General features: G+C 58.6%; 19 protein-coding genes. 9 read left to right on the top strand and 10 right to left on the bottom strand.

Annotated features, from left to right (window positions below):
- Window positions 1-122: 122 nt before the first annotated feature.
- Window positions 123-635: a hypothetical protein gene (locus AC07V8_RS11760; protein ID WP_494678371.1), complete on the bottom strand. Its 513-nt coding sequence runs from the start codon at window positions 633-635 to the stop codon at window positions 123-125.
- Window positions 636-966: 331 nt separating this feature from the next.
- On the opposite strand from AC07V8_RS11760, the gene AC07V8_RS11765 reads away from it, so the two are divergent.
- A complete protein-coding gene (locus AC07V8_RS11765) occupies window positions 967-2,097 on the top strand; it encodes a GGDEF domain-containing protein (RefSeq protein WP_494678370.1) in 1,131 nt (376 codons plus the stop codon).
- 63 nt (window positions 2,098-2,160) lie between these two features.
- Here AC07V8_RS11765 and AC07V8_RS11770 read toward each other — a convergent pair whose 3' ends face one another.
- From AC07V8_RS11770 to AC07V8_RS11780, 3 genes are all read right to left on the bottom strand, one after another.
- On the bottom strand, window positions 2,161-3,060 hold the full coding sequence (locus tag AC07V8_RS11770; RefSeq protein ID WP_494678369.1) for a recombination-associated protein RdgC: 900 nt from the start codon (window positions 3,058-3,060) through the stop codon (window positions 2,161-2,163).
- Window positions 3,061-3,217: 157 nt separating this feature from the next.
- Entirely contained in the window at window positions 3,218-3,505 is a 288-nt protein-coding gene (locus AC07V8_RS11775) for a DUF4404 family protein (protein WP_494678368.1), read from the bottom strand.
- A 40-nt stretch (window positions 3,506-3,545) separates the two neighbouring features.
- The gene (locus AC07V8_RS11780; RefSeq protein ID WP_211442588.1) at window positions 3,546-5,609 is read right to left on the bottom strand and encodes a UvrD-helicase domain-containing protein; all 2,064 of its coding nucleotides are present in this window, start codon (window positions 5,607-5,609) and stop codon (window positions 3,546-3,548) included.
- 134 nt (window positions 5,610-5,743) lie between these two features.
- Here AC07V8_RS11780 and AC07V8_RS11785 point away from each other — a divergent pair, with 134 nt between their 5' ends.
- The gene (locus AC07V8_RS11785) at window positions 5,744-6,223 is read left to right on the top strand and encodes an SRPBCC family protein (RefSeq protein WP_494678367.1); all 480 of its coding nucleotides are present in this window, start codon (window positions 5,744-5,746) and stop codon (window positions 6,221-6,223) included.
- A 54-nt stretch (window positions 6,224-6,277) separates the two neighbouring features.
- Here the strand turns inward: AC07V8_RS11785 and AC07V8_RS11790 are convergent, their stop codons facing one another.
- Together AC07V8_RS11790 and AC07V8_RS11795 are read right to left on the bottom strand one after the other, a co-directional pair.
- Window positions 6,278-6,916: a response regulator gene (locus AC07V8_RS11790; protein ID WP_494678366.1), complete on the bottom strand. Its 639-nt coding sequence runs from the start codon at window positions 6,914-6,916 to the stop codon at window positions 6,278-6,280.
- A 2-nt stretch (window positions 6,917-6,918) separates the two neighbouring features.
- Window positions 6,919-8,283 carry a cache domain-containing protein gene (locus tag AC07V8_RS11795; protein ID WP_494678365.1) on the bottom strand — a complete coding sequence of 455 codons (1,365 nt, stop codon included), beginning with the start codon at window positions 8,281-8,283 and terminating at the stop codon, window positions 6,919-6,921.
- 232 nt (window positions 8,284-8,515) lie between these two features.
- Between AC07V8_RS11795 and AC07V8_RS11800 the strand changes: the two genes are divergently transcribed.
- Entirely contained in the window at window positions 8,516-10,588 is a 2,073-nt protein-coding gene (locus AC07V8_RS11800) for a carbon starvation CstA family protein (protein WP_494678364.1), read from the top strand.
- A gap of 22 nt (window positions 10,589-10,610) precedes the next feature.
- Window positions 10,611-10,811: a YbdD/YjiX family protein gene (locus AC07V8_RS11805; RefSeq protein WP_041742732.1), complete on the top strand. Its 201-nt coding sequence runs from the start codon at window positions 10,611-10,613 to the stop codon at window positions 10,809-10,811.
- An 88-nt stretch (window positions 10,812-10,899) separates the two neighbouring features.
- On the opposite strand, the gene AC07V8_RS11810 is transcribed toward AC07V8_RS11805, so the two are convergent.
- The 4 genes from AC07V8_RS11810 to AC07V8_RS11825 form a co-directional block, all read right to left on the bottom strand.
- The gene (locus tag AC07V8_RS11810; RefSeq protein ID WP_494678363.1) at window positions 10,900-11,427 is read right to left on the bottom strand and encodes a DUF6622 family protein; all 528 of its coding nucleotides are present in this window, start codon (window positions 11,425-11,427) and stop codon (window positions 10,900-10,902) included.
- A gap of 147 nt (window positions 11,428-11,574) precedes the next feature.
- Window positions 11,575-12,423, bottom strand: coding sequence for a GntR family transcriptional regulator (locus AC07V8_RS11815; RefSeq protein WP_494678362.1), 849 nt, complete (start codon window positions 12,421-12,423; stop codon window positions 11,575-11,577).
- Between the two features lie 111 nt (window positions 12,424-12,534).
- On the bottom strand, window positions 12,535-13,041 hold the full coding sequence (locus tag AC07V8_RS11820) for a hypothetical protein (RefSeq protein ID WP_494678361.1): 507 nt from the start codon (window positions 13,039-13,041) through the stop codon (window positions 12,535-12,537).
- Complete coding sequence (locus AC07V8_RS11825) at window positions 13,038-14,141, bottom strand: MGDG synthase family glycosyltransferase (RefSeq protein WP_494678500.1); 1,104 nt, start codon at window positions 14,139-14,141, stop codon at window positions 13,038-13,040. The genes AC07V8_RS11820 and AC07V8_RS11825 overlap by 4 nt, the downstream gene beginning before the upstream one ends.
- Window positions 14,142-14,475: 334 nt before the next feature.
- Between AC07V8_RS11825 and AC07V8_RS11830 the strand changes: the two genes are divergently transcribed.
- The 5 genes from AC07V8_RS11830 (at window position 14,476) to AC07V8_RS11850 (ending at window position 21,075) form a co-directional block, all read left to right on the top strand.
- Complete coding sequence (locus AC07V8_RS11830) at window positions 14,476-15,375, top strand: DMT family transporter (RefSeq protein WP_494678360.1); 900 nt, start codon at window positions 14,476-14,478, stop codon at window positions 15,373-15,375.
- A gap of 26 nt (window positions 15,376-15,401) precedes the next feature.
- On the top strand, window positions 15,402-15,707 hold the full coding sequence (locus AC07V8_RS11835; protein WP_494678359.1) for an NIPSNAP family protein: 306 nt from the start codon (window positions 15,402-15,404) through the stop codon (window positions 15,705-15,707).
- Between the two features lie 227 nt (window positions 15,708-15,934).
- Window positions 15,935-18,760 carry a type VI secretion system Vgr family protein gene (locus AC07V8_RS11840; RefSeq protein ID WP_494678358.1) on the top strand — a complete coding sequence of 942 codons (2,826 nt, stop codon included), beginning with the start codon at window positions 15,935-15,937 and terminating at the stop codon, window positions 18,758-18,760.
- The gene (locus AC07V8_RS11845) at window positions 18,757-19,323 is read left to right on the top strand and encodes a hypothetical protein (RefSeq protein ID WP_494678357.1); all 567 of its coding nucleotides are present in this window, start codon (window positions 18,757-18,759) and stop codon (window positions 19,321-19,323) included. Before AC07V8_RS11840 ends, AC07V8_RS11845 begins: the two co-directional genes overlap by 4 nt.
- Window positions 19,324-19,332: 9 nt before the next feature.
- Entirely contained in the window at window positions 19,333-21,075 is a 1,743-nt protein-coding gene (locus AC07V8_RS11850; RefSeq protein WP_494678356.1) for a C40 family peptidase, read from the top strand.
- The last annotated feature ends 9 nt before the right edge of the window (window positions 21,076-21,084 follow it).

Below are 21,084 nucleotides of genomic sequence, written 5' to 3' on the forward strand. Positions count from 1 at the left end.
CGCAAGCGGGCGTTTTTATTTGTACGTCCAATTTCATATTCCCGCTTGCGGGATATCGCGCTGAAATAAAAAGACGACCAGGTAGTCGTCTTTTTCATGCCTGCAAAATCTCCGGCCAGATTCTAGAACCGATCGCCGATAGTCCTGGTAATCGCCGTCCCCTCGGATTTCCGCAGCATCACCTTGCCATTGCGTATCACCAGCGTCTCCACGCTCTTGTCCCGGGTCTCGGCGACCCTGCCGATCGGTCCGATCGCCATGCTGACGTTGGTCGCCAGCTTCACCTCGGCGCTGCGCTTGTCCTTGCTGACCTCGATATGCTCGATGTAGACCTGGTAGTTGGTCGACATCATGCCGCCGGTGCGGGCCATGGCATCGAACATCTTGGTGTATTTGTCGCAGGTTTCCTGCTTGTCGGCGTTCTCCTGGATCCGTCCCTGGCTGCTCGAGTTGATCCCGCTGCGCGTAAAATCCTTGGTCAGCATGGCGCACAGTTCCTGGCCGCGGCCGTTCAGGACATGCTCGGTGGCGGTGTCGTAAAAGCGCGTGACGCTGGCTTCATCGAGAGTATTTTGACGATTCCAGTACCAACCGCCTATCCCGACAGCAACTAATAACAAAATAATGACTCTCATACTCCCCTGACCCCTTTTTTAACACGCAAGACATTCCACTGTGACGGTCCCATTTGCGCCGATCTGCTTCTACACCTTCGCCAGGATTGACAGATGCGGCTTAAATTTCCGATAAGCTATAGAATATCTGTTGTGCAACAATTTTGATACATTACTCATTCCCGCATTCGTGCGATGGCCAAAACATGGCATTATTGTTCCCCTTTAGGGCCATGTCCTGCATCCATTTCTCCCAAAAAAATGAATTGCTGTCTGTCATGCGTGGCTGCTTATTGCCAGTCGGGCTGAAGAAACCAGTGACAACCAAGGCGTTCAAAGGGAATTCGGGGACATGAAAGCGCAACGACGAAAAGAAATGAATGCGATGGCGTTAGGCATGCTCGGGCGAGTCGCCCTGAGCGGGCTGCTGGACGCCTTGCTGCTATCGGGATTTGTCCTTGCCGGCGTGATTGCTGCCGATATCGCGCTGTTCTACGGCGTGGCGGTGGTCTTGGTGACCCTGGTCTTCTATCTGCTGATCAGAGGCGGTTACCAGCGCCGTTCCAAGGATCCCGGCCTGACTTTCCCGCAAGTGGTGACGGCGCTGCTGATGCAGACCGGATTCTTGATCCTGGCGCCGCAGGTCGGCTATCTGTTCCTGATCAATTTCTTCGTGATCTATGCTTTCGGCGCGCTCGGCCTGAGCACCTTCTGGAATGCGGTGAGCTGGCTGATCGGCTCGCTCGCCCTGGTGCTGGCGTTCAGCGTGTCCGGCTCGCATTTGCGGTTCCCGGTGGCCAACAACCTGAGCCAGCTGCTGGTTTGCCTGTCCTTCATCATGACCCTGGGCCGCTGCATCTACCTGGCCAACATGATGAGCCGCATGCAGCGCAAGATCACCGAACAGAACCAGCAACTGGTGAAAGCCATGAAACGGGTGCAGGAACTGGCTACCCGCGACGAGCTGACCAATATCGAAAACCGCCGTTCGCTGATGGAAATCCTGGCGGTCGAGCAGAAACGCTTCCAGCGCGGCGGCACGCCGTTCTGCATCGCCATCCTCGATCTGGACGGCTTCAAGTCGGTGAATGACAATTTCGGCCACGCCGCCGGCGACATGGTGCTCAAGACCTTCGTCGAGATCGTGCGCAACGAGATGCGCCTGAGCGACCATTTCGCCCGCTACGGCGGCGACGAGTTCGTGCTGGTGCTGACCGGCACCACGGTGCAGGAAGGCGTGACGGCGCTCGACCGCATCTGCGCCGAGACGGAAATGTACGACTGGAGCAAGTTCGGCAAGGATATTATCCTGACGGCGTCGATCGGGATTACCGACTTCCGCCCCGGCGAGAGCATAGACGAAGCCTTCCAGCGCGCCGACATGGCCCTCTACGGCGCCAAGGCCGCCGGCCGCAACCGCGTCATGATCAGCCCGGATAGCTTTGAGTCTTCCGACGGCGGCACCACCATCCGGGCGTTTTAAGGATAGGCGCGCTGCTTCAGCCAACCTGAAGCAGCGCCATTGCCGCTAGCTGTAAGCCAAGCCTCAGACTGCCGGTTCGCCGCCCAGCGCAAACACCAGGTCGCCCAGCATCTTGCTGAGCTCGCCGGTCATCAGCATCATGTCGGAATCGAAACGTTCGTCGTCGTTCTTGCTGCTGGTGTCGTTGCTTTCCTTCAGAACGTCGAGCGGCGCGATGCGCTTGATCGCCAGCGATTCGGTCAGCACGAAGGAGATATGGTCGGCCCAGGTCATCGCCAGCCGCGTGCATTGCTTGCCGGAGGCGATATGGCGGCGGACGTCGTCGGCTTCGATGGTGTGGCGCACGTAGCGCACGGTGGCCTTGCTTTCGCCGGCGGCGCGCAGTTCGGTATCCTGGTCGACGGTAAAACCATGCGGCGCTTCGTCCGAGGCCAGCCAGTTGGTCATCGACGTCAGCGGCGAATGGGCCGTGCGCAGGCCGGAAATCTGCAGTTTGTCGACCGAACCCAGCAACAGCTTGAGGATTTCCTCGGCCTTGGTCGGGCTGGCCGCATCGATCACCAGCCAGCCGTTGACCGGATCGATCCAGACCCAGGTATTGCGCTGGATGCTGAAAGCGCGCGGCAGCAATTCGTCGGTAACCTGTTCCTTGAGATCTTTCAGCTGCTTGCGGCCAGGCGCATAGCCCTGCTGTTCTTCGATCTCGGCGGCGCGCGCCTTGGTCACCTGGTTGACCACGGTAGCCGGCAGCAGCTTCTTTTCCGTGCCCAGCAAAATCATCATCTGGCGGTTCACGCTATGCACCAGCATGCCGTTGTCGCGCGGCGACAGCCAGCCCTGGCTTTGCAGTTCCAGGCTGCTGCATTTGGCGAAAGCCTGCGGCGCCAGGAAGGCTTCCAGCTGTTCGGCCGAAATGGCCCATGGTGCGGGGATACGGAAGATCTGAAGATTTTTAAACCACATGGCATTCCAATAAAATAAAGCAATCGCAGACACGGCTGCCGCCCCATGGGTGGCAATGACGCGGTGTCGTATCGATTAATGGGTTAAACGGGAAGTTTCAAGCTGCAGTTGCCGGCAAGGCCCCGGCCTTGCCCTGCAAAGTCGGATTGACTGGGTATCAGATACCCATATTGGTCAGCGTATCGGCGATTTCGCGCAATACCGGCTCCAGGTGCGGATGTTTCACCGCCAGTCGCGCCGAAATGCCTTGGGCGCGCTTCACCAGTTCGGAGCGGATGCCGGTCGCCGGGGCCGCTGCCGGCGCCGTATCGGCGGATGTCAGCAGCTGTTGGATGTCGGTATCCAGGGTTTGCAGCAAAGTCTTCAATTCGCTGTCGACCGCGCCGTTGCTCTCGAGCGCGCTGCGCAGTTTTTCCAGCGATGTCTTGATGTTGTCTATGCTCATGGTTTACTCCAAAATTGGTTTCGCTGTGTCGCTTATCATCTCATGCCGCTCTCGGCTTCTGCAACAAAGCCTTCAAATTGGCCAGTCGGTTCTGCGGGGTGATCTGTTCGGCCTCGGTCGGCGGCGCGTCGCCCTCGTCCAGCTTCATTTCCTTGACGAAGCGGGAGATCTCGCAGACGACCGCTTCGCCGGCGCGCTTGCGCCGCTTGCACCAGCTGACATGCAGGCTGCGCTGGGCGCGCGTGATGCCGACATACATCAGCCGCCGCTCTTCTTCGATGCGGGCGGCGATGGTTTCCGGCGGCGCATCGGGATCGCCCTTGTGCGGCAGGATGCCCTCCTCGACGCCGATCAGGAACACATGTGGATATTCTAGTCCCTTGGACGCATGCAGGGTCGACATGCGCACCGCATCCGGCTCTTCGTCGCGGCCTTCCAGCATCGACATCAGCGCCACCATCTGCGTCAGTTCCAGCAGATTGCGCTCGTCGCCGGCGCCATCCTTGCCGCCGGTACCCTTTTCTTTCAGCCAGTTGGTGAAATCCAGCACGTTCTGCCATTTGCCCTGGGCCGCGCGGTCGTCGAAACTGTCGTACAGATAATGCTCGTAGTTGATTTCCTTCATCATGTCGTCCAGCACCGCGGCTGCATTCTCGCCGCTGCCGGCCGGGCCGACGCGGCTGGCGCGGGCTTCCAGCTGGTTGATGAAATGGCAGAACTCGCGCAGCGGATAGAGCTGGCGGTCGGTCAGCTTGGCTTCGATGCCGCCCTTGAACACCGCTTCGAACAGCGAACACTGCCACTGGCCGGCCACCGTGCCCAGCACTTCCAGCGTGGCCTGGCCGACGCCGCGCTTGGGCGTGGTGATGGCGCGGATGAAAGCCGGATCGTCGTCTTCGTTGGCGATCAGGCGCAGGTAGCTGATGATGTCCTTGATTTCGGCGCGGTCGAAAAAACTCTGGCCGCCTGACATCGTGTACGGGATGCGTTCGCGCCGCAGGGCTTTTTCAAAGGTGCGCGCCTGGTGGTTGCCGCGGTACAGGATGGCGTAATCGGAAAACTTGGCGCGCCGCTCGAAACGGTGCGCCGACAGCATGATCGCCACCTGCTCCGCTTCCTTCTCGTCATCCTCCATGCCCATCACCTTGATCGGATCGCCCAGCCCGTGTTCCGACCACAGCTTCTTGTCGAACAGCTTGGGATTGTTGCCGATCACCGCGTTGGCGGCTTGCAGGATGCGCGTGGACGAACGGTAATTCTGTTCCAGCTTGATCACTTTCAGATCGGGAAAATCGACCTGCAGGGTTTTCAGGTTTTCGATGGTGGCGCCGCGCCAGGCGTAGATCGCCTGGTCGTCGTCGCCCACCGCGGTGAACATCGGCTTCTTGCCGAGCCCGGTCACCAGCAGCTTGACCAGTTCGTACTGGCAGGTGTTGGTATCCTGATATTCATCGACCAGCAGATAACGCAGCCGCCGCTGCCATTTGTCGCGCACCGCTTCATTGCTGCGGAACAGTTCCACCGGCAGGCGGATCAGGTCGTCGAAATCGACCGCCTGATAGGCCGCCAGCGTCGCCACATAGCTGCGGTAGATGCGCGCCGACTGCGCTTCATCCTCGGTGACCGCCTGCTTGATGGCTTGCTCGGGATCGACCAGGCCGTTTTTCCACAACGACATGGCGGTCTGGATGCGGCGCACCAGTTGCTTGTCGGTGGTGATCGCCAGGTCTTGCACGATAGAAAAGCAATCGTCGCTGTCCATGATCGAAAAGCGGTCCTTCAGGCCCAGCTCCCGCGCTTCCTGGCGCAGGATCTTGACCCCCAGCGAGTGGAAGGTGCTGACGGTGATGTGCTTGGCCTGTTTCGGATCCTTCAGCAGCTTGGCGATACGCTCCTGCATTTCGGTCGCCGCCTTGTTGGTAAAGGTCAGCGCCGCGATATGCCTGGCGTCGTAGCCGCAATCCTCGATCAGGTGCTGGATCTTCTGCGTGATCACGCGCGTCTTGCCCGAACCGGCTCCGGCCAGCACCAGGCAGGGGCCGTCCAGATACTTGACGGCTTCCCGTTGGGGAGCGTTCAGACCGAAATTGGGGGTAGACGACATAGATGACAATACAGCGGCAGGCCGGAAGGAGCAAAGCGCTGTATTTTAACAGCGCGGGCGGCGCGGCAGACGCCGCATGAGTTTCTGTGCCGAATATGGGACAATCCCTCATCAACTATTTTGCCGGACATGCCATGAAATTCAGTCATCTGATCGAAATCAACGATCCTCTCAACCCGCTGATCGACACCCTGACGCGCGAACAGCTATGGCGCGGATTGGTGATGCGGGCCGAGCAGCCGCTGTTATTCGTTGAGCATCTGGACGACTGCCGCCTGTCGGACAAGTCGGTGCAGTCGGTCGCGCGCGAATTGCGTTACGGCAAAGTGATCGTCAAGGACCTGGTCAGCTACCTGCCGCTGCTGCAGGTGCGCTACCAGGTGCCGAAACAGCAAGATATCGCCGGCTCCAGCCTGATCATGACGATTGAAGAGCCGGAACAGGAAATGTTGTTCGTGCGCTTTGAATATGAAGACGACGCTGTCGAACGGCAGCCGGCGGCGCAGGCCGAGCAAGAGTTTTACGATGAATTCCGCCGTTCGGCCTACCAGGAAGCCGACATCGACACCATCCGCGTGATCCGCGAGCTGGCGGCCGAGGGCAAGCTAGGGTAACAATCGGCACTGCCCTGCTGCCTGGCGATCTATCTATGCCGGCCATGCCAGCCGTCAGCGGAAATTATTCTCCACCGCGAACTTGATCAGTTCCGCCTGCCCTTCGATCTCCAGCTTGCGCTTGATGTTCAGCCGGTGGGTCTCCACCGTGCGCACGCTCAAGTCCAGTTCGCGGGCGATCTGCTTGTTCGATTCGCCGTTGGCGATGTGCTGCAGCACCTGCCGTTCGCGCGCCGTCAGTAGCTGGCCGGGCGTCATCGGCCGCGCCAGCTTCTGCGCCAGCGCCGCGCTGTAATACATGCCGCCGGAAATCACGGTTTCTATCGCATGCACGATATCCTTGCCCGGCGCGTCCTTGAGCACATAGCCGCGGGCGCCGGCCTGCACCGATTGCATCAGGTATTCCGTCTTGTCGTGCATGCTCAGGATCAGCACCGCGATCTCCGGGAAGCTGGCGTGGAAACGCGCCGTCAGGTCGATGCCGTTGCCGCTGCTGTTGCAATTGCTGCGCAGGTTGATATCCATCAGGATCAGGTCGATAGGCTGTTCCTCGGCGTGCTGCAAGGCTTCTTCGGCGCTGCCCGCCTCGGCCACGATGGCGAAGCCCGGCACCGCTTCCAGGCGCGCGCGCAAGCCGTCGCGCACCAGCGGATGGTCGTCGACCAGCATGATTCGGGTAATTGGTTCAGGCATGGTCAGATATAAGAGGCATGGGGAATGGTTGCCAGCACACGGGTGCCCGCCGGCGATGAACTGATGCTGAGATGGCCGCCGACCGCTTCCAGCCGCTCGACCATGTTGCGCAAGCCGATGCCGCGCTTGGGGTTGCTGTCGATCTTGCCGACGTCGAAGCCGACGCCGTTGTCGTGCACGGCGAGCGAAACGGCCTGGCTGTCGCCCAGCAGCAGCACTTCGATCTGCGTCGCCTGCGAGTGGCGCGCGATGTTGGTCAAGGCTTCCTGGGCGATGCGGAACAGCACCGTATTGGCCACCGCCGGCAAGCCGTCGGTGTTGCCGCTGTGCTTGAAGGCGATCGGAATGCCGGCGTGTTCCAGCCATTCCTGGGCCAGGTGTTCGAGCGCCGCCGCCAGGCCGAGGTCATCCAGGATGGCCGGCCGCAAATCGTGGGAAATGCGGCGCACCTCGCCCAGCACGTCGTTCAGCTGGCTGGCGGTGCGCTCGAAATTGCTGCGCGCGGCCGCCGCCTGCTGCGGGCCGCGGTCGAGCTTGGCGATGCCGGCCTCGATCTGCAGCTTGATCGACACCAGCCACTGGCTGATGCCGTCGTGCAGATCGCGCGACAGCCGCGCGCGCTCCTCTTCCTGCGAGCGCACCACGCGCTGCGCCAGCACTTTCAGCTTGGCGTCGGCGACCCGGTGCTCGCTGATATTGAGCACCAGTCCGGAGGCTCCCACCACCAGCGCACTGAGGATCGCGATGCCCGCGATCCACCACATGGTGTTGCGGATATTGCCGGAAACCTGGGTATCGATCTTGCTGAGCGCGGCGTCGACGTCGTCCATATAAATGCCGGTGCCCAGCATCCAGCCCCAGTTGGGCAGCGCCACCACGTAGCCGAGCTTGGTCGCGACATGGTGGCTGGACGGCTTCTCCCACTGGTAGCGTTCAAAACCACCGCCGCTGCGGGCGCGTTCTATCAGATGCTGGATGGTGAGATTGCCGTCGGCGTCTTTCATGTCCCACAGGTCGCGCCCGACCAGTTCCGGCTGGCGCGGATGCATCAGGCTCTTGCCCTGCATGTCGTAGATGAAGAAATAACCGTCGTCGCCATAGGACAGCTTGGACAGGATGGCCATGGCCTCGTCCCGCGTGGCCTGGTCCTTGCGGCCGGAATCGTAGAGATGGGCGATCGACCAGGTGGCCAGCTCCACGTAGTGCTTCAGCTCGGCTTCCTTGCTGGCCAGGTAGGCGGCCTGGATGGTGGCGCGCTGCTGCTGGCCGAGCGCAATCGCCTGGTGCCGCACCGCCAGCGCGATCGCGCAGAGCGCCAGGATCAGCGGCACGATGGCGAGGAAGATGATTTTTTGCCGTAATTTCATGGCGCTACTTTACTCGGATTCGCAGCCGATTCCATCAAAAACCTCTGCTGCCGCGCCGCTGTGGCCAACACTGTCTACGTAGTACTACGCAGGTGCATTGCGTAGTACCTCTCTTGTTCTGGTGCCCCATATGCCAAATACTTTGGCAGCGGCCCTGTTGCTCGGCGAGTGCTTGCCGCGATCCAATAAAAACAATACTTCACAACATTCATTCCCGTCTGGGAGGAGAACAATGAATCGTCTATCTTCAAAGATGGGCTGGCTTGCGCTGGCCCTGCTCGGTGCATTCGCGTTTGGCTACATCGGCCTGCAGCGCGGCGAATCCATCAGCGCCATCTGGATCGTGATCGCCGCAGTCTGCGTCTATCTGATCGCCTACCGCTTCTACAGCCTCTATATTTCCGACAAGGTGCTGGGCCTGGACGCCACCCGCATGACGCCCGCCTACAAGTACAACGACGGGCTGGACTACGTGCCGACCAACAAGAATGTCTTGTTCGGTCACCATTTTGCGGCGATTGCCGGCGCCGGCCCGCTGGTCGGCCCGGTGCTGGCGGCGCAGATGGGCTACCTGCCCGGCATGCTGTGGATCTTGGCCGGGGTGGTGTTTGCCGGCGCCGTGCAGGATTTGATGGTGCTGTTCATCTCCACCCGGCGCGACGGCCGCTCGCTGGGCGACCTGATCAAGTCCGAGCTAGGCCCGGTGCCGGGCGTGATCGCCCTGTTCGGCACCTTCATGATCATGGTGATCATCCTGGCGGTGCTGGCGCTGATCGTGGTCAAGGCGTTGGCAGAGTCGCCCTGGGGCACGTTTACCGTGGCGGTGACGATTCCGATCGCGCTGTTCATGGGCGTCTACACCCGCTACATAAGACCGGGACGTATTGGTGAGATTTCCCTGATCGGCTTTGTGCTGCTGATGCTGGCGATCGTCGGCGGCCAGTATGTGCAGGAGCATCCTGTGCTGGGCGCGATGTTCACCTTCACCGGCAAGGAACTGACCTGGATGCTGATCGGCTACGGCTTCATCGCCTCGGTGCTGCCGGTCTGGCTGTTGCTGGCGCCGCGCGACTACCTGTCTACTTTCCTGAAGATCGGCACCATCGTCGGCCTGGCGCTGGGTATCGTATTCGTGGCGCCGGAACTGAAGATGCCTGCCTTCACGCAGTTCATGGACGGTTCCGGCCCGGTCTGGTCGGGCAGCCTGTTCCCCTTCCTCTTCATCACCATCGCTTGCGGCGCGGTCTCCGGCTTCCACGCGCTGATCGCTTCCGGCACCACGCCCAAGCTGCTGGAAAACGAACGCCATGCGCGCTTCATCGGCTACGGCGCGATGCTGATGGAATCGTTTGTCGCCATCATGGCGCTGATCGCGGCATCCTGCATCGAGCCGGGCGTGTACTTTGCGATGAACAGCCCTGCGGCATTGATCGGCACCACCGTCGATACGGCCGCGCATGCGGTATCGCAATGGGGCTTTTACGTGACGCCGGAAATGCTGGCCCAGGTGGCCAAGGATGTCGGCGAGCACAGCATCATCTCGCGCGCCGGCGGCGCGCCGACGCTGGCGGTCGGCATGGCCCACATCTTGTCCAGCATCGGCGGCGGCAAGGCGATGATGGCGTTCTGGTACCACTTCGCGATCCTGTTTGAAGCCCTGTTCATCCTCACCGCGGTGGATGCCGGCACGCGCGCCGGCCGCTTCATGCTGCAGGATCTGCTGGGCACTTTCGTACCCTCCATGCGCAAGATCGATTCGCTGCCGGCAAGCCTGATCGCCACCGCCTTGTGCGTGGCCGGCTGGGGCTACTTCCTCTACCAGGGCGTGGTCGATCCGCTGGGCGGCATCAATACCTTGTGGCCGCTGTTCGGCATTTCCAACCAGATGCTGGCAGGGATTGCGCTGATCCTGGCGACCTGCGTGCTGTTCAAGATGAAGCGCGACCGCTTTGCCTGGGTCACTATCGTGCCCACCGTCTGGATACTGGTCTGCACCCTGACCGCCGGCTGGCAAAAGATCTTCGATGCCAATCCGCGCGTCGGCTTCCTGACCCATGCCGGCAAGTACCAGGCGGCGCTGGCGGAAGGGAAATTGCTGGCGCCGGCCAAGTCGGTGGCGCAAATGCAGCAGATTATCTTCAATGACTACCTGGATGCAGGGCTGGCGGCGTTCTTCATCCTGGTGCTGCTGAGCATCCTCGGTTTCGGTATCAAGACCGTGCTGGCGGCGCGCGCAGCCAACAAGCCGAGCACCAGCGAAACGCCGTTTGAAGCGCTGCCTGCCAGCGCCATGCCCTCCACCTGAATATCAACCTGAAAGGCCGGCCATGCTGGAAGAACTGTCGAAAGCCGGACGCTATCTCGGGCAGACCATGCGGCTGATGGTGGGTTTGCCTGAGTACGGCACTTACGTGACGCACATGGAAAACACCCATCCGGGCGAACCGATGATGAGTTACGAAGAGTTTTTCAAGGAACGCCAGGAAGCACGCTACGGCGGCAACGGCCGGGTCGGGCGCTGCTGCTAATTTCGTGTAGGGTGGGCAGCGTTGCTGCCCACGCGTGACCGTAGATGCGTATAGGTCACGCGTGGGCACGCGTGCCCACCCTACGCCTTCAATTCAATTGGCCGTTATAGGCGCCCGACGCCGGCTGCGGACTGTAGTAAAGATTGACGATGCGCAGCAGGCGGCCGAGGAACATGCCGTTGAAGATGCCGTAGAGCGTACAGACAACGACGGTAAATGCAGTATCTTGCGCCAGCGCCGGATGCATGGCCAGCGTTACGCCCACCGCATATTTGGTCAGGAAAACCCCCATCATCAGCACCAATGGCAGCCAGCTGCCGCGCTGGAATACCACACCGCGTTCCGGATAGGCCATCACGCGATCTTTCCTGAACAAGCGCCAGGTCAGCGTCGCCGCGACGGCAGCCGCCAGCAGCCAGCACAGCATGGGCAGCGCCAGGATGCCAAACACGGTCGACACACCCTGCCAGGACAGCGCCAGCATCACCAGTGGAATGATTGCCAGTCTTTTGAGCGTTACTTCGCGGTCGACGCTGGCCAGGATGCCGCGATAAAGCAGGAACGCCAGCAGCGCCCATACCCAGAGTGGTGTGTGCGAAATGATTTGTGCAAGCATGTGGTTCTCCCGTTAAGTAAGTGATCTGCGGCGATTATCTGGTCGCCGCAGAGGCGGGAGAAGCGGAAAGCGACGAAATGCAGGAATACGTCGCGAATCGACAGCCGGCGGGGACGGCGTGCAGCCGCCCTGTCCCCTGCTCCGGCGCTAGCGGACTTCCGCCGAGTACTGGAAGCGTTCCGCCGGCACAAAGGAAGTACGCCATTCGACCGGTTCGCCGGCGTGATCCAGCATCAGCCGCTCGACGCAGATCGCCACGGTCTTGGTTTTCAGCTTGAACACCGAAGCGTTGGCGCGGTTCAGCGGTTTTGCGGTCAGATCATCGATGGCGCGCGAGACCAGTACATCGCATTCGCTCTCATAGACCGGGTACAGGGACGATGGAGAGTTGTTTTTCAGATATTTTTGCAGTTTCCTGAAGCGCGCCAGCGGCAGCCAGATATGTTCCGACAGCACGATTTCATCGTCCAGAGAACGGGTGCGGTGCAGATACAGCGCCTTGTCGCGCGGCTTGAGCTTGAGTTTGTCGGCCACTGCGGCGGGAGGTATGGCGCTTGTCATCGAACGGATCTCGGCAGTCGGCAGCTGATTTTTGGTTTTGCCAAGTTGCCGCACGAAACGCAGCATCGAGGAGCGTTCGGCAGCGCGCGCGACGAACGTCCCGCGTCCGCGCACACGATCGACGACGCCGTCGGTAACCAGCGCGTCCAGCACCTTGCGCATGGTGCCGACGGCAATTTCATATTCAGCGGCTAGTTTGTCTTCGGACGGCAGCGCTTCATCGGCGGCCCAGCTACGCAAAGCGATCCTTTGCAGCAAATCGTCACGGACTTGCAGATAGCGCGGCAGGCGCGGATCGGAGCTATTTTCTGGCGGGAGAGGCGTAATTTTTTTCGAGAGAGACGCGTTTTTTTTCAGGAGAGGCGTGTTTTTTTGCGAGAGAGACGCATTTTTTTTCGGCAGAGACGCGTTTTTTGCACTTTTTTTGATCAGCATTTACAACATTTCAAACTTGGAACGGGTCCGCAATTTACCAAGTTCCAGTTGTTTTTACAATACCTATGTGAATCTCTACTTCTATACAGAACCAGAGATTCACATAACGGTTCAGCCCTGGCTCAGCGCGACGCCCACCGGGCGCGGCTTGCGTTCGGCCAGCCACAACAGCACGATCGCCACCGCTGAATAAATCCAGTAGTCGACCGGCACGCCGCCCAGCCAGTGCTTGTGCCACGGCACGTCAACCGGATTGAAGCGCGCCAGCCCGTAAGCCGGGTTGAGCACGAACCAGAGCCAGTCTTCGCTGATCCAGAACACCATGATGGAAGCCATGATGCGGCTCTCGCCGCGCCAGTCCCAGCTGCCGTTGAACCAGATCGGATAGTGGAACATCAAGGCGATGAAAGGGAAGATCCAGGCGTGGTAGCCGGTCATGGCGCGCCCGCCCCAGAAGATGTCGAGCAGCCAGTGATGTTCGATGCGCCAGGTCGGCAGGTTGGCGGCCCAGCCGGCGGCGCCCTCGATCTGGATTTCGACATTGGCGAAAAAGAAGGCGGTCAGCACCGCCCAGAACAGCATGCCGAACACGCGGCGAAAAGGTGTGGAGGCAGTCATGGCGAGAGCGTAGTAAATGGAGAGTCGAGTTTGCTGAGCACGGTTTGCAGCACCGCGCGCGCTGCGCGCGGCTGGCCCAGTTCCAGGCTGCGCTGGCGCAGGCGTTGCAGCAGTTGCGGCTGCTGCAGCAATTGCTGGACCCGGTATTCCAGCGCGGTGAGGTCGATCGCCTTCAGCGCCGCGCCTTGTTCCAGCAGGTAGTCGGCGTTGCGTTCTTCCTGTCCCGGGATCGGCGAGTGGATGATCATCGGCACCCCCATCGCCAGGCATTCCGAGGTGGTCAGGCCGCCCGGCTTGGTGATCGCCAGGTCGGCGCAAGCCATCAATTCGTCGACCTGGCTGGTGAAGCCGAACGGAAACAGCCGGCCCGGATGCGCCGCCGCCAGCTGCTGCAGGTCGGCCAGCATGGCGGCATTCTTGCCGGCCAGCGCCACCAGCTGGAAATCGTCCGGCAGCGCCAGCAGCCGCTGCACGGTCTTGTCGAGATCGCCGATGCCGGCGCCGCCTGACATCATGAGGATGATCTTGCGCTGCGGATCGAGCCCGAACTGGCGCGCACATGATTCGCGCTCCAGGGTCCGGCCGAAGCCGGGCATGATCGGAATGCCGGTGACGTGCACCGCATCGGCCGCCAGCCCGCGCGTCCGCATGCGGTAGGCGATTTCCTCGGTGGCGGCGAAATAGCCTTGCATCAGCGGCTGCAGCCACATGCTGTGCAGGTCGAAATCCGTGACCTGCACCCACACCGGACAGACCACGCGCTGCTTGCCGATTTCGCGCGCCAGCAATTCGGCCGGCAGGAAATGGGTGCAGATGATGGCGTCCGGCGCTGCTGCCTGTATCGCCTTGCGCAAGGGACGAGTGCTGATGCGCTCGATCGCGCGCCGCAGTTTCTGCGTCGGCGAGCTGCTGAGCGCCTTGTCGCTCTTCTGATAGACATAGCCCCACAGCGCCGGATGGCGGTTCACCAGGTGCAGGTAGAAATCGGTATACACGGCGCGGAAGCCGGCAGGGACGAAATCCATCGCATCCAGGTGGATCGCTTCGGTGCCGGGGAATTCGGCGGCGGCATAGGCTCTGAGCGCCTCCGCGGCGCGCATGTGGCCGGCGCCGGCGGAAACGCTTAACAGCAATAGCTTGCGGGGGCGTGGTGGTTTGGCGGCGGCGCCCAGATAGGGCGCATGGTCTGGCTTATGAATGATGGGCTCCGGCGATGTGGTTTATTGCCGGTAAAGCAAAAGTGACTACTTTCAAGCATATTCCTTGCAATCTGTATTTTGACGGGGTCGCCGAGACGGGGTCGCCGAGACGGGGTCGCCGAGACTGGGCCACCGGGGTGGCCGATGACGTTGATGATAGGGATAAATCAACGCTGAGTAAAATGACATTTATGACAAACCATCCCTGCCTGCACCTGTTCCGGAAAGACGCACTATGCCTACCACCCGCAAGCCGCTAGACGGCTTGGCCATGAGCCTGATGTTAATTCTTTGCATGTGTTGGGGGTTGCAGCAGGTGGCGATCAAGGTGGCGGCGCCGAGCATCTCGCCGATCCTGCAGAACGGCCTGCGGTCGGCCGTCGCCGCGGTGCTGGTGAGCGGCCTGATGTGGTGGCGCGGCAGCAAATTCTCGCTCACCGACGGCAGCTTCTGGCCGGGCCTGGCGACCGGCCTGCTGTTCGCCGGCGAATTCCTGTGCGTCTCCATCGGCTTGAACTACACCACTGCATCGCACATGTCGGTCTTCGTTTACACCGCGCCGATTTTCACCGTGCTGGGCTTGCACTGGCTGGTGCCGGGCGAGCGTTTCGGCCTGACCCAGTGGCTGGGCGTGATCGCAGCGTTTGCCGGCATCGCAGTGGCGTTCGCCGGCGGCTTCGAAGCCGGCGCCGGTTTCAGCCGCATGCTGATCGGCGATGCGTTGGGCGTGCTGGCCGCGGTCTTCTGGGCTGCGACCACCGTCATGATCAAGCGCAGCGTCCTCACCAATGCCTCGCCCAGCATGACCCTGTGGTACCAGCTGGTGGTGGCGGCGCTGTCGCTGCCGCTGCTGGCGCTGGTTTCCGGCCAGACCGAGATCGCGCCGCTGAGCGGCATCATGTGGGTCAGCCTGGCGTTCCAGTCGCTGATCGTCGCCTTCGGCAGTTTCCTGGCCTGGTTCTGGATGCTGCGCCGTTATCTGGCTTCGCGGCTGACGGTGTTTTCATTCCTGACGCCGCTGTTCGGCGTCAGTTTCGGCGTGCTGCTGCTGGACGATCCGATCGGCTTGCCGTTCGTATTCGGCGCCGTCCTGGTGCTGAGCGGCATCGTGCTGGTGAACTGGCAGCGTAATTGAAGTTTGATACGAAATCAGGAGAAAAAATGGTCACTTGCTATCTGCGCTACATCATCGACGCCGGCAAACTCAAGGAGTTTGAACACTATGGAAAATTGTGGATCCCGCTGGTGGAAAAATTCGGCGGCACCCACCACGGCTATTTCCTGCCATCCGAGGGCGCAAACAACGTCGCCCTGGCCTTGTTTACCTTCCCCAGCCTCGCCGCCTATGAGCAGTACCGCATCAAGATGGCGGATGACGCAGAGTGCCAGGCCGCCTTCAAGTATGCGGAGCAGACCAAGTGCATCCTGAGCTACGAGAGAAGTTTCTTCCGGCCGGTATTCGAATAGGAATGTAAAGCTAAACGCCTCTATGCAGCCGGCTCAACAGTGCTGTTAACGGACCAATGGGCGGCGCTTGGAGCAGCCGGGGCATTCGTTTCCGGCGTGGCATGCGCATGTGTTGTTTTTGCAACTAGACAGACAGTTCCAAGCAATATTTGCTTATATGTTTGGTACTATCTTGTTCTCAATTATTCCCGTACGACAATATTTATCGGTAACGACAGGATCACGGCATGAGCAACATACTTCAAAGCCTGCAAAGCCTTATCAACGGCCGCCAGAACAAGCGCATCCTCCGTCTTTCCTTCCCGCACGACGACGGCCCGCACGCCCAGCTGCTGGTGAACAAGCTCAACGCCGTCGAAAGCCTGTCGCGCGATTTTGACTACACCGTGGAATTGCTCTCTGATGACGCCGAACTGGCCCTGAAGGATCTGCAAGGCAAGCTGTTCTGCGTGGAGCTGGTCCGTGCCGATGGCAGCCTGCGTTACTTCTCCGGCTACTGCTTCGAATTCCGTCTCTTGCGTACCGACGGGAATATCACCTTCTACCAAGCCAAGCTGGGACCCTGGACCCAATATCTGCGCCTGCGCAAGGACAACTACATCTTCCACGGCAAGACTCTGCGCGAACAGATCGACAGCATCTGCGCCGACTACGGCACCTTGCCCGACTGGGACTACCGCGTCAGCGGTACTGATCCCGTCATGACGGACGCCATCCAGTTCGACGAAAGCGACCATAACTACGTCCATCGGCGCCTGGAAGCTGCCGGCTTGCTGTACTACTACGAACACACGGACAAGGGCCACAAGCTCATCATCACCGATGACTCGACCCAGGCCGCCCCCATCGACGGCGGCGCAGAGATCCGCTTCCAGCGTCATGGCGGCGCGTTTGAGGAAGACGGCATCGGCGAGTTTTCTCCGGTGCGACAGATCGTGCCCGGTTCGGTGTCGCTGTCCGGTTTCAACTTCAAGAGCCCGGTGCCGATCAATGCCGGCGTGCCGACGCTGAACAAGCAGGGCAATGTGCTCGATGTCGAATCCTATGAATATGCCGGCGCTTACGGCGTCAAGGGTGTTCAGGATGCCGATAAGCTGTCGCGCCTGCGCATGGAAGAGATCGAAGCGGCGGGCAAGCACTTTGAAGCAGCCGGCAACAACCGCTACGTGCTGCCGGGACGCTGGTACCGCCTCACCGGCCATTTCTCTTCCAGCCCGTTTGCCAGCCATGAAGAAGCCGGCAAGAATGAATTCCTGATCATTGCCGTCCACCACATCGCCAGCAACAACTATCTGCAGCAAGCAGATCAAAAGGCCGAATACCGTAACGAATTGACCTGCCTGCGCAAGACCATCCCCTGGCGTCCTGGCCGCAACTTCCATAGCGTCACGACCAAGATCCTGTCGCCGCAAACCGTCACGGTAGTCGGTCCTTCCGGCCAGGGCAGCATCCACACCGACGAATACGGCCGCATCCGTGTCCAGTTCCACTGGGACCGCATCGGCAACAACGATGAACGCAGCTCCGCCTGGGTACGTGTCGCCAGTTCCTGGGCCGGCGGCGAGCTGGGCGCCAAATCGATTCCGCGGGTGGGCTCGGAATGCTTGGTCCAATGGCTAGACGGCAATCCCGACCGCCCCATCGTCACCGGCAGCGTCTACAACCAGCGCAACATGCCGCCCTGGAAGCTGGCGACCCAGCAGTCCTTGATGGGCTTCAGGAGCCGCGAACTGACGCCCAATGGCGGCAACCAGGCTGGCGGCAGGAGCAACCACCTGATCCTGGACGACACCAACGGCAAGATCCAGGCGCAGCTGAAAAGCGATCACCAGCATAGCCAGCTGAGTCTGGGCAGCATCACGCGGATTGAAGACAATGCCGGCCGCAAGGATGCGCGGGGCGAAGGCTGGGAACTGCGCACCGACGGCCACGGCGTGGCGCGTGCGGCCAAGGGGATGCTGATCACCACCGAGGCACGCAACAATGCGGCTGCGCATATCAAGGATATGGGGGAGACGGTAGGACGACTGACCGCAGCGCGTGATCAGCATGAGTCGCTGGCGGATGCGGCGCAGCAGGCTGGGGCGCAAGACAAGCAGGGGCAGCAGGCTGATGTCGCACAAATCCTGAAAGTACAGAATGATGCGATCAAGGGGCAGGGCGCAAGTGAGGAGGGGAGTTTCCCGGAACTGTCACAACCTCATCTGATTCTGGCTAGTCCTGCCGGCATCGAAACCACCACCAGCGGCAGCACCCATATCGCCAGTGACCAGAACACGGCCATCACGACCGGCAAGAGCTTGTCGATTGCCAGCGGAGACAGCCTGTTCGCCAGCATCCGTAATACCTTCCGTTTGTTTATCCATAAAGCCGGAATGAAAATGATTGCAGCGGCGGGCGACATCGATATACAGGCGCTGACCAACAATATTAACCTGCTGGCGAAACTCAACATCACCCAGACCGCGAATCGCATCACTATCGCTGCGAAGGAAGAGGTACTGATCAATGGCGGTGGTAGTTACGTCAAATTCAATGCGGGAGGTATTGAGCACGGCACTAATGGCGGGTATATAGCGCATGCCGCCAACCACAGTTTCCCGGGACAACGGAGCTTTGATGAACATCAAACTGATGCGCTCATCTCTCAACCTGGTCCGCACAGTCAGCGATTTGCATTTTCTGGCGCCGACGAAATTGCCGGGATCTTGGGATTTACCGGCTTATCCTATCGGATTGTGGATGAGACTGGTACTGCTCTCGCCAAGGGGGCAATTGGCGAGGACGGGCGTTTTCCTAGGCAAGATTTTGAAGAAGGGAAAAAACTGGCTTTGCATATTGGCGACGATAAATGGAAACTGTTTGATTCGTCACCGCCGAAAGCGGAGCCGGCTTCCGAACAGACAAATTCTGATATTGATATTGATGGTGATGTGGAGTCTCAGCACGAAGACGATCCTTATCTTGAAGCATTAACGGATGACGACGAAGGCATTCATCTCCCGGCAGACATAATCGGACACTATTTTAGTAACCCTGAGGGGGAAGCATGATTCGCAGTAAGCAACAGTTCGTACTGAAGATTTGCCTATTCATTCTGCTGCACTTTGTTGCTGGCTTAACCCAGAGTGCGTTGGCTAAAGACGTCTTTCCAATGAGCCAAGGCCTGCATGAGTGGCAGGTACCCACCGGTAAAGTTATTTTGATAGTGGGTACTTATCAAGATACGACGACCTTCAAGCGTAGTTATAGCTTTTATTTCCAGGCAAAGAACAGCACGGATTGGAATCAGGTTCCGATCTTGCGTAAACAAAATGATTTGCAGTTTGAATGGTCAAGTGCAAACGGTGGAGATGTAACCTTGGCTGACGGTATTGTCTCAGCGCAGGCAAGCGGAGTGTACTTTATCAGAGCGGATAAGAGAGCAGATAACGGCTGGTATGAAAAAGGAGAATCTGTCGTTACTTGGTTCAAGTTTTCAGAATCGGATAACGATCATCCAGACGATCCTCCCTATCTTCTAAAGCCCGTGTTTACAAGGCACTACTCCAAGGCGCTGAATTTAAGCGTCGAAGACATACTGAATAAAGAGTCCGCTCTGAAACCTGCGAAATAAAGGTTCGACATGAGTCAAGAATTTGTCAGCGCTAAATATACCTACGAACATCTAACAGTCGACTATGTTGCCGCCGATGGCAGTCATTTATTGCGTACAGGCGGCACTATTGCCTGGCGTTTTAATAATCCGGGAAATTTGCGGCCCGCGAAAACAGGCGTGGCGATTTATGGCGCCATTGGGGTTGGCAAAACGAAATCGAATGGCGAATTTTTAATTTTCGCGAGTTACGAAAAAGGACGAGCACAAAAGAAAGCCTTGCTTCGACGCAAATACAACGAGCGAACTATTTACACCATGCTGGCGGGGGTGGAAGACAAGAATGGGAATGTAACTCAAGGATATGCTCCCGCGAGCGATAACAACGACCCCGAAGTCTACGCCGAAGCCATTAGCAAACAAACGGGCCTTCCAACGACAAAAAAACTCAGCGACCTCACCGACGCTCAGCTCGACACTGTTCTTGATGCGATGGAGAAGCACGAAGGTTTTCACAACCAGCAGTCGACCAGAAAAGAGCAAGTGGTTAATACCACTACTGTAACTATTTCCGATGGTACAAAGCCTAAAGCAAATCTCCCGGTAAAAATCGATATTGGTGAAGCGAGCCACCATACGAAGACTGATGTTAAAGGCCAGTTACCCCTCATCGCACATATAGATATTGGAAAATCCGTCAGCATCTTTGTTGCTAGTGTTGAAGGGGAATGGGAGAAAATTCACAATTTTGTGATGTCGGACAAGTCGAACTCCTTTGTCCTATTCAACAATCTTCGAACGTTCACTGCTCCAACAGATTTAAAGGCAGTTAAAAGCAGTACATCGTCGAAGAGAACACCCGTACATTATGTGATTCAGCCAGGTGACACACTCAGTAAAATTGCAAAAATTTATAGAACCACAGCAGAAGAAATAAAGAAGGATAATCCCCAGATCAAGGATGAGAGGAAAATTTTCCCCTCGCAGGCTATTTCAATCTATGGGGCGGGTTCTCTGCAAACAAATTCAATCGAGAAGCAGTCGCGACCAAAATTGGAGCAACTCCCGAAAAAGAAAGCCGAGCACGTAGCTGAGCCAGCACATACTGCTACAGCGGTCGCACCAAAGGTTGAGGAAAAGAAGCCGCCTAAACCACCCGCCGAACAAGTAGAACTTGCACGCAGCAAGGACGGTAAAGGAGAGCCTATCGCGTTATTGCAACCTGATCAGCAGCGGGCGCCATGGATGGCGGTTGCAATTTCAGAAGCTAAGCGGTGGGCAGGAAAGACCGAAGATGTGATTACAGAAACTTCAAATTACCACGAGCTGATCGGCGTTAAATCTTTGACCTCGTTGAAGGGAACTGCGAACGCATGGTGTGCATCTTTTGTGAACTATTGTTTATCGACAGCTCACCCCAGCTATGCAAAGTGGAAGAATCCGCAACGTGCAAGAGGTGTGGCGGCGGATTCCAATTTTGTCGAAATTAAGACCCCTATTTTTGGAGCAATCGCGCTAATTGGTACGCATCATGCCACGCTGGTATATGCCAAATCAGGACATGATTTTATTTGTTTGGGTGGTAATCAGTCTGATCAAATTAATTTTTCACCTTTTCATAAAGGGGTTCGATTCTTTGTTCCTGTTGCATATCAAGAATTTGCAAAAAAAGACATAGAAAAGGCCAATACTTTGTCAGAGCATTCAGCTGAAGAATTAAACAAAGAATTTGGTATTAAGGTGAAAAGTAAAAAAGGAAATGCTACAAGATAAGAGAGTTAA

Source organism: Collimonas sp. GW821-FHT02H07, from assembly GCF_059421505.1.

What these genes read in the sequence shown, in the direction of transcription:
- AC07V8_RS11760 (WP_494678371.1), bottom strand. Translation starts at nt 635, where the DNA reads ATGAGAGTCATTATTTTGTTATTAGTTGCTGTCGGGATAGGCGGTTGG.
- AC07V8_RS11765 (WP_494678370.1), top strand. Translation starts at nt 967, where the DNA reads ATGAAAGCGCAACGACGAAAAGAAATGAATGCGATGGCGTTAGGCATG.
- AC07V8_RS11770 (WP_494678369.1), bottom strand. Translation starts at nt 3,060, where the DNA reads ATGTGGTTTAAAAATCTTCAGATCTTCCGTATCCCCGCACCATGGGCC.
- AC07V8_RS11775 (WP_494678368.1), bottom strand. Translation starts at nt 3,505, where the DNA reads ATGAGCATAGACAACATCAAGACATCGCTGGAAAAACTGCGCAGCGCG.
- AC07V8_RS11780 (WP_211442588.1), bottom strand. Translation starts at nt 5,609, where the DNA reads ATGTCGTCTACCCCCAATTTCGGTCTGAACGCTCCCCAACGGGAAGCC.
- AC07V8_RS11785 (WP_494678367.1), top strand. Translation starts at nt 5,744, where the DNA reads ATGAAATTCAGTCATCTGATCGAAATCAACGATCCTCTCAACCCGCTG.
- AC07V8_RS11790 (WP_494678366.1), bottom strand. Translation starts at nt 6,916, where the DNA reads ATGCCTGAACCAATTACCCGAATCATGCTGGTCGACGACCATCCGCTG.
- AC07V8_RS11795 (WP_494678365.1), bottom strand. Translation starts at nt 8,283, where the DNA reads ATGAAATTACGGCAAAAAATCATCTTCCTCGCCATCGTGCCGCTGATC.
- AC07V8_RS11800 (WP_494678364.1), top strand. Translation starts at nt 8,516, where the DNA reads ATGAATCGTCTATCTTCAAAGATGGGCTGGCTTGCGCTGGCCCTGCTC.
- AC07V8_RS11805 (WP_041742732.1), top strand. Translation starts at nt 10,611, where the DNA reads ATGCTGGAAGAACTGTCGAAAGCCGGACGCTATCTCGGGCAGACCATG.
- AC07V8_RS11810 (WP_494678363.1), bottom strand. Translation starts at nt 11,427, where the DNA reads ATGCTTGCACAAATCATTTCGCACACACCACTCTGGGTATGGGCGCTG.
- AC07V8_RS11815 (WP_494678362.1), bottom strand. Translation starts at nt 12,423, where the DNA reads ATGCTGATCAAAAAAAGTGCAAAAAACGCGTCTCTGCCGAAAAAAAAT.
- AC07V8_RS11820 (WP_494678361.1), bottom strand. Translation starts at nt 13,041, where the DNA reads ATGACTGCCTCCACACCTTTTCGCCGCGTGTTCGGCATGCTGTTCTGG.
- AC07V8_RS11825 (WP_494678500.1), bottom strand. Translation starts at nt 14,141, where the DNA reads ATGCGCGCCGCGGAGGCGCTCAGAGCCTATGCCGCCGCCGAATTCCCC.
- AC07V8_RS11830 (WP_494678360.1), top strand. Translation starts at nt 14,476, where the DNA reads ATGCCTACCACCCGCAAGCCGCTAGACGGCTTGGCCATGAGCCTGATG.
- AC07V8_RS11835 (WP_494678359.1), top strand. Translation starts at nt 15,402, where the DNA reads ATGGTCACTTGCTATCTGCGCTACATCATCGACGCCGGCAAACTCAAG.
- AC07V8_RS11840 (WP_494678358.1), top strand. Translation starts at nt 15,935, where the DNA reads ATGAGCAACATACTTCAAAGCCTGCAAAGCCTTATCAACGGCCGCCAG.
- AC07V8_RS11845 (WP_494678357.1), top strand. Translation starts at nt 18,757, where the DNA reads ATGATTCGCAGTAAGCAACAGTTCGTACTGAAGATTTGCCTATTCATT.
- AC07V8_RS11850 (WP_494678356.1), top strand. Translation starts at nt 19,333, where the DNA reads ATGAGTCAAGAATTTGTCAGCGCTAAATATACCTACGAACATCTAACA.